The organism is Acidovorax sp. GW101-11A03, assembly GCF_059424825.1.
In genome coordinates this window covers 1-6,034 of the sequence record NZ_JBWKZU010000117.1, presented here as the reverse complement: position 1 = coordinate 6,034, position 6,034 = coordinate 1, and the positions used below count along the sequence as shown (strand labels likewise).

Sequence of the window (6,034 nt, the reverse complement as noted above, 5' to 3'; positions counted from 1 at the left end):
GCCAAACGCCTTTTCGCCCTGATGCATGAGCGCGGTTGGGGCGGGCCGGTGGACATGCAGGAGGCCGCGAAGTGGAACGCCGCCGCGCAAGAGCAACGCCTGCGGGCGCAGAAAAAGCAGCAGGCCCAGGAAGAGGCGGAATCGCCCGGCGGCCTGAGCCTGGCGCCCATGGCTTCGGCCTCGCACGGGTCTGCGGCAGCGCCGGTGGTGTGGACCGGCAACCCCCTGCGCGACCTGCCCGGCTGGTACGCACGCGAGGGCGACCCGCACGCCGCCTTCCACCTGGGTACCAGCGACGAGCATGGCCGCTATGGCGGGCCTGTCAATTTGGCCCAGGCGCGCGCCTGGTACGCCCAGGCGGCCGAGGCAGGCCATGCCGACGCCACCTACAACCTGGGCACCTTCATTGAAAGCGGCAAGGGTGGCCCCAAGGACGTGCAGGTGGCCAAGGCGCTGTTCATGCTGGCCAACACGCGAGGCACCACCATGCAGGTGGCCGACCTGGGCATCAAGCCGCAGGAGCAGGGGCCCGTGCGGGCGCTGGTGGTGGCCCTGCGCGAGCCCGGCCGTCTGTGTGCCGTGCTGCAGCAGCGCGGGCTGGCGGCCGCCGTGGCGGCGCCAGGGGGCGCGGCGCCCGCGGCGGCAGTTGTTGCTTCGACAGCCGCTGCCGGGTTGTCTGCATCGGACTGGGGCCGGACCGGTGGTGCGGCGCCGCAGGCTCCCCGGCCTGCGCCCAGCCGTGCGCGCAGCACACGCAACGACGACGAGGATGAGGACACCGACGCAGACACTCAGGGCTCGGGCTTCTCACTGCACCTGGGCCATGTGGCCCTGGGGGTGGGCGTGGCCAGCGTGCTGCTGCTCGCCTTCTTCAAGCCCGGCGCGAGTTTCCGCATGGGCATGTTCGCCTTGGGCCTGGTGGCGGCTTTCGGCGCCTGGCGCACGGCGCGCGACTTTGACTGGTCGCCCCTGGCGCGCGCGGTGGTGGCACTGCTGGCCGCCATCCCGTTGCTGGGCATGGCGGTGTGTCTGGGGTTGCTGTTCAAGGCCTTTCGCGCACGCTAGGCGCCGTGCTCACTTATCTCGCGATCCCCAGCCAGACGAGGTAGGTGGGTCGGAAGTCCAGCGCAGTGCGGCGCGCCACTTCAAGGGTGGTGGTGTTGATGGCCACCAGCTGGCGCGCGCCGGGGTCGGAGAGGTAGACCTCGTCGCGCGCCTCGTTGGCCGCAAAGGCCGGGAACGGCGCCGCCGTGGGCATGGCCGGGATAGCGCCGGTAATGGTCTTCTTCACCACCCAGCCTGCGCCCCCCCGCTCCAGCGCATGCAGGGCGCCGGTGTCGTCCAGCACAAAGAAGGTGCGCCCCGCGCGGTCAAACCCGTGCGCGCGGCGCAGTCGGCCGTCGGCCCAGCCGGTGATGGCCACCGGGGTGGCCTTGGCTGCCGCCGTGTCGATGTCGTAGAAGCGGGTGGTGGAGGGCGTGCCCGCGTTGCCAATGCCGATGAATCGCGCCCCCAGCTTGGGGTGGCCCGCAATGGTGCCCACGCCCGTGGGGGTGGCGATCTTGGTGGCGGCTGCTGCGCCCATGGCCTGGGGTGACACGGCCAGCACGCCGTCGGCGCAGCCGCTCACGGTGGTGCCGCCGCTGGTAAAGCTGCCGTGCATGCTGGGGCACTGCGCATCCAGGCGCCGCACCAGCGTGTACTGCGCGCCCTGGCGGCTGTAGATCTCCGCCTGGGTGGGGCCAGTGGCATCGGGCGCCCGGTAGGTGGCCACCAGGAAGTTGCCGTTGGGTTCAGCAAAACCATGCATGGGCTGCGCAAAGCTGATGCCCGCGCCCACGCGGCCCGCGCCCAGATCGGCATCCTGGAAGACGGTGGCCGAGGCCACGGCCGACGGCGCACGGCCGTCCATGAAGATGCTGGCCTGGCCCGCGCGGTCGTCGTAGTGGGTGGGCTGCGGGCCGGTGATGCGGAAGCCCAGCAGCTTGGGTGCGGCCTTGTAGTCATGCAGGTGGTCGCCATGGTCTTCCTGCCAGATGCCCGCATCGGCGATCTGCACCGTGTCCTGCGGCCGCTGGAAGGCCAGCGCATAGCGCCGACCGGGGCTGGCATACACGGCAGACGGCGGGTTGGCCAGGGGGATGTTCGCCATTACGGCGCTGCTGTCCAGGTCATAGATGCGCAGCGCGGTGGCCGCGTCTTCGGCCACGGCGAGGCGGCCTGCGGTGTCGATGCGGGTGTCCTGGTGGGGCGCTTCGCTGCTGCCATCACTGCCGCCGCCGCAAGCGGCCAATGCCAAAACGAGGGGCAGCGCCAGGCCGCCCTGAAGGGATGAATGTTTCATGGTTATTTCTCACTGAATAGGTCGATGCGGCCCGATAAGGGTGTGTGGGCGCATTGGCGCAGGGGGACACGCGTGCTTGCGCATGCCCGCCGGTCGCAGGTGGGTTGCCGAGGGGATCAGTGAGACAAGGGCGGCCCGCGCGCGTCAAACAGCGTGGCCCAGCGCGCCACAAAAGCGCCTTCCAGGCGCCGCAGCCGTTGCATGCACGGGGGCACTGCAGGCGGGTGCACAGGCCCGGCCATTGCGGCGCTCGGCTGCTGGCCCAGGGCGTCGAACAAGCGGCAGTCTTCGGCGTCTTCGTGCTGGGAGAAGAGGGTTTCCAACGCTCCCGGCGCGACCTGCGCATTGCCAGCGGCATGCCCAGGGTGGGCGTGGTGGGCGTGGTGGGGCGCTTCAGCGTGGGCCCCAACAGACTGTGTGGCCTGCGTGCCAACATCCCCGTGGACCGGGCCATGGGCGATGCCGTGCACCAGCCCAAGTGTCTGGGTAAACAAGATACACAAGGCGCACCACGCGCACAGCAGCGCGGTGGCCAGCCACTGGGGTAGCCCCGCCTGGGGGCGGGGCAATGCGACGGCCCTCGCGCTCATGCTGCCTGCGCGCAATCCGCACACAGGCCGTAGAGCGTCAATTCATGGCGCTGCACCTGGAATCCCTGTGGCGCCAGCCCCTTCAAGTCGCCCGGGCAGGCATGCACATCAAAAACACGCGCGCACTGCGTGCACTGGAAGTGGTGGTGGTGCGACTGGCCTGCGGGCTCGTAGCGTGGGCTTTCGCCGGGCAGTTGCACTGCTTCGATGGCACCATCCTCCCGCAGCGCCTTGAGGTTGCGGTAGACCGTGGCCAAGCCCAGCCCCTCCACCGACACCTGGGCGGTCTCCAGGATCTCCTGCGGCGATAGCGGGCGCTGCGCGCTAGCGACCACGGCATAGATCGCTGTGCGTTGCCGGGTGAATCGTTCCATGGAGGTTTGCTGTGGGGCGGTGTTTAATGAGAATGAATTATCAACTAAATCCGGGCGGCTGCGGCCACCCGGTTCCGCATTTGCACTAAAAGGGCGGCGTTAAGCGCCCGGCACTTCGTGCGGCAGCATTTGCGCGAAGTAAGACTCCGGTTGGATGTTGGTGTAGTTGGGGATGTCAGCCGCCAGTTCGGCCATCGTCTGCTTGGCTGCTGTCTGGGCCTGTTTCAAGTCGCTGAAGAAGGCATTGGTAAGCGCCACCACCTGGCCCGGGCGGGGCTCGCCGGGGTAGAGCACGCGGTCGCTCTCCAGCCGCACCAGGCCCAGCGGCTGCAGCGCCGCACGGGCGATGCGCATGTGTTCGCTGTGGTAGTAGTCGTGGTTGAAGGTGGCGCCTTCGCGCCAGCGGTAAACGGCGGTGACTTTGATCATGGGTGGGTTTCCATCCGGTCGTTGAAAACCTCCACCGTAAAGACACCGCACCTGCTGCACAGCCGCCTGGGCGACAGGCTGTCACCCAGGTGCGTAGTCCGGTGATGACGACCGGTCAGTCCGGCGTCATGAACGCCTACAGCAGGTATCCTCCGTCAGCGGCCGCAAGCGGCCAACAGCAGACCTCCAATCTCGATTGCTCCCCGCGTCCATGAAGAACATTCAGGTTATCGACGGCGCAGTGAACTGCGTGTACGACATCTTTGCCGCCACCGATGAAGAGTTCGCGCTCATCTTCCTAGACGGGCAAGACATCGCATTCATTGATGAGGTCTATGAGCGCGTCAGCGACGACGCAACTCTCAACCGTGCGCTTGAAGCGCTTTGGGCTCGTCGCGTGGTCAAAGCTCAGGCGATGGGAATCCATGGACAACTGTTCTACGAACTCGAAGAGAAAAAGGTGTTCTACGCAACTCGGCGGGACGAAGAGGCAGAAAACCCAGGTGGCTACCGCCTTAGATAAGGAGCAGCGCGTGGCAGGATGCGGTCACAACCGGACAATCAAGATCGAATGGACCACTCGTCATTGCCCCCGCCATCACAGGATGTGATTCAGAGATTCGATTCGGAAGTGTCGTGGTACATCGGCCACGTGCGATCTCTCGCTATGACGCCGGAAGAGTGCTGCGCCGATCAGGGCAACTATCTTGTCGCAGGCGAGCTGTTCTACTTCCTGCTCCAGCCAACATCTCTGCTGACAGATCCTTCCATGCCTCTTTCAGCGGAGCAAAAAACCGCTATCGAAGTGCTACGGCAAAGTGTCCGATCGGTGCCTTTGGAAGCTCGAAGCGGTGGACCAAATGCAGCTGCGTCACTCAAGGACATGCAGCACCCTTCGTGGGAGCTTCCTCGACAAAGCGCTGCCAACGTGCTCGCTGTTTTGGCTCCACTGCTGGAAGCTCGGGCAGCATGGGGCATGGTCCCTTAGCTGCACCTCAAACAAGTTTGCTATCGCCAATTCGCAAGATTGCTTGATGACCGCTTTGGGCCCAGAGCAGTTGGGCAGTGCACAGCCACAAAGCCGTCGTTCGACGATGAACGACTCCATGGCGTGGCCCAGCCCCATGCGCAAAGCTATAGTGTTTGGAACGAATTCGCTCACGGACCAAATCCAGCAACCGTGTGGCGCGCAACACAGGAGGGGCGGCGGGTTTCATGGCTGAATTTAGTAGTGCTTTTTCATGCAGCTCACGTGCCACAAAGCTAGGTTACAAGCCCCTTGCGGGGTTTTCTGCGTGCCAGTTTAGACCGCAAGCGCCAGATATGGCCTGCGGCTTGGTGCGGTTTACATTATGTTAGACCGCATGGCAACGACAGTGCTAATTGGGTGGGCGTTAGTGGTTGCCTCTATTGGCGCGGGGCTGTACTACTGTGCGCTGGGGCTCGCAGCGATCAAGCACCTGCCCAGTGCAACGGAACAGGATCGCGTCGTGGGATGGACCCTCTGGTGGTTCCTTGAGTCCGATCGCTATGACGAGCAGGGCAAAAACCTCTGTCGCCGCGGGGCCAAGGTGTTCGCTCTCGCCTTGGGTCTAGCAGTACCAGGCTACTACCTTGCGTTAAGGAGTCAGCACTGATGCGGTCTAACCCTTCCATCGAGGGGATGTCTTGCGGCAAGTCGCAAGCCACCCCTCATGTCAAACGTTGAATGTCTGCTTCTTTAACCCACCACCGACTGCTACTGGCCGAATTCTGCCGTAGAAGAGCACCTGAAAAGGGGGCGTCGGCCTGCTATCGGTGCCGGCGGAGTGGTCAGGTCGCAATGAACTCAGTGTTCAGGAGCATCCGGAATATGTACCCAGGTGGCTTGGAGCCTGTTTACGATCTCCCCGGGGTCGCGCAGCGGTCTTTGCGGGATGGGGTGCAAGGCGCGGTGCGCAGTGGATAGCCCGGCGATCCACAAGCGCCGCAACGCCGCAGACCACTCGCAGAGACCACCGCCCGCAGGGTTGGAGCGAAATCGGGCCAATGAACTCGAAGCTTTGGCGCTCCGGCTGCTTGCATTGGCACGAGCTTGCATTGCACATCCGAAGCGTCCACGTCCATCACGATGGCGCTCCAAAGCGACCCCCTGCGAGATCGCAAACAGACCTTTAGTCTTCGTCCGACTCCCCCAGGAACCCGCCGCTCTGGTGCCCCCACAGCCGTGCATACACCCCGCCCTGGGCCAGCAGCTGCGCGTGGGTGCCTTCTTCGACGATGCGGCCAGCGTCCAGCACGATGAGCCGGTCCATGGC

7 protein-coding genes are annotated in these 6,034 nt (G+C 65.1%); 4 read left to right on the top strand and 3 right to left on the bottom strand.

Annotated elements, in window-relative coordinates:
- Positions 1–1,065: tetratricopeptide repeat protein (locus AC07Z7_RS24685; protein ID WP_494767991.1), on the top strand; the 1,065-nt coding region annotated here is incomplete at its 5' end.
- 13 nt (positions 1,066–1,078) lie between these two features.
- On the opposite strand, the gene AC07Z7_RS24680 is transcribed toward AC07Z7_RS24685, so the two are convergent.
- Complete coding sequence (locus AC07Z7_RS24680; RefSeq protein WP_494767990.1) at positions 1,079–2,344, bottom strand: hypothetical protein; 1,266 nt, start codon at positions 2,342–2,344, stop codon at positions 1,079–1,081.
- A gap of 299 nt (positions 2,345–2,643) precedes the next feature.
- Here AC07Z7_RS24680 and AC07Z7_RS24675 point away from each other — a divergent pair, with 299 nt between their 5' ends.
- Entirely contained in the window at positions 2,644–2,892 is a 249-nt protein-coding gene (locus tag AC07Z7_RS24675; protein WP_494767989.1) for a hypothetical protein, read from the top strand.
- Positions 2,893–2,930: 38 nt separating this feature from the next.
- Here the strand turns inward: AC07Z7_RS24675 and AC07Z7_RS24670 are convergent, their stop codons facing one another.
- Together AC07Z7_RS24670 and AC07Z7_RS24665 are read right to left on the bottom strand one after the other, a co-directional pair.
- Positions 2,931–3,308: a Fur family transcriptional regulator gene (locus AC07Z7_RS24670; protein ID WP_494767988.1), complete on the bottom strand. Its 378-nt coding sequence runs from the start codon at positions 3,306–3,308 to the stop codon at positions 2,931–2,933.
- A 99-nt stretch (positions 3,309–3,407) separates the two neighbouring features.
- A complete protein-coding gene (locus AC07Z7_RS24665; RefSeq protein ID WP_094291143.1) occupies positions 3,408–3,737 on the bottom strand; it encodes an EthD family reductase in 330 nt (109 codons plus the stop codon).
- A 211-nt stretch (positions 3,738–3,948) separates the two neighbouring features.
- On the opposite strand from AC07Z7_RS24665, the gene AC07Z7_RS24660 reads away from it, so the two are divergent.
- A complete protein-coding gene (locus tag AC07Z7_RS24660) occupies positions 3,949–4,260 on the top strand; it encodes a hypothetical protein (RefSeq protein WP_494767987.1) in 312 nt (103 codons plus the stop codon).
- A gap of 144 nt (positions 4,261–4,404) precedes the next feature.
- Positions 4,405–4,725: a hypothetical protein gene (locus AC07Z7_RS24655; protein ID WP_494767986.1), complete on the top strand. Its 321-nt coding sequence runs from the start codon at positions 4,405–4,407 to the stop codon at positions 4,723–4,725.
- Positions 4,726–6,034 lie beyond the last annotated feature (1,309 nt).